Source organism: Methylobacter sp. BlB1 (genome assembly GCF_015476545.1).
Taxonomy (GTDB): domain Bacteria; phylum Pseudomonadota; class Gammaproteobacteria; order Methylococcales; family Methylomonadaceae; genus Methylobacter.
This window is the reverse complement of the sequence record NZ_JADMKV010000175.1, coordinates 1-1,121: the sequence shown is the minus strand read 5'-3', so window position 1 is coordinate 1,121 and position 1,121 is coordinate 1. Positions and strand designations below refer to the sequence as shown.

At 47.8% G+C, this 1,121-nt stretch carries 1 protein-coding gene; it reads right to left on the bottom strand.

Annotation, left to right across the window (positions count from 1 at the left end; genetic code table 11):
• Positions 1 to 906: GNAT family N-acetyltransferase (locus tag IT781_RS21880; protein WP_194972287.1), on the bottom strand; the 906-nt coding region annotated here is incomplete at its 3' end.
• Between the last annotated feature and the right edge of the window lie 215 nt (positions 907 to 1,121).

Genomic DNA, 1,121 nt, shown 5'->3' with positions numbered 1-1,121 from the left:
CTTCTTCTTGTAAACCAGAACGCCGTCTTTAAGGAAAGGGCGCGCGCATTGCATGCTCACCGTGGCGCAGCCGCGGCGGCGTGCCTCGACCATCGCAAACCAATAGATGGCTGCAATGCTTCCCGCATTGAATAATTCTCTGTCGGCATGCAAGACGCCGAACAGATTGTTGTATAAACAATCGCCAGTTTGTGAAATCAAGTTGCCGGCCACTGCTAAGCCCGCCTTGCGAATCAGCATTAATTCACCTTTTTCATAAATTCGACGGAATACCTCCCATGGAATGATTCTAGCGGATCCGCGGTGCCGGTCCTGAACGAACGGTCGGTACATCTGGTGATAAAAGAAATCCAGTTGTGCCGGGTCTTGGGTGATTTCATATTCAAATTCAGCATCCCTGATCTTTTTCAAATCGCGCCGGGTTGTAGAATTAATTAAGAAGGCCAGCAAGTCGACATCCGGGGGCGGAAGTTCAATGATCTGCTCAACATGGTACGGCATGTTCAACATGCGGCGAGCAGCTGCGCCTCGAGGCCGGAATCTTCTGTGCCGAAAAATGATCAGATCTGCCTTCTTTTCCCAGCGTCGCATCACCCGATTCAGGCTCCAAAGCGGAACAGTGCCAATTCTTAGAGGGTCAAGGTATTCAGCATAGAGTAAATGCATGATGTAAGGGTCGCATACCTTATCACTAAAAGGATCGCATGCTTCGTGACCAATCAGAATTACCGTTAACCCGGACCGCTCAATCCGATAAATCGGCAACCACAAATCCTTAAGGAAAATTATGAGCCTCTGGAGTGGCCAGATGAAGTACCGTTTGAGCGGCTGTTGCAGCGAGGCCGGCACATATTGATTAAAACTTTTTTTGATAAATTTCAGCATACTCAGTTTATTCGCTTCCATTTTATATCTCCCTTGTTATTAAGTTTCTTCATGATCTTTGTCGGGGTTCTGCCACAATCTTCGATCGATTCATTGAGCAATCGAAGAATCAGCTTTCTGCTTTTAACCTCTCTCATGTTGATCATGATCTTGAATAGGCCAGTTCCGGAAACTCACTCAGGGAGCCATGGCGCAGGTCTTGCCAATTGCTGATCAGTTCCGGAAGTTCGGCCAGA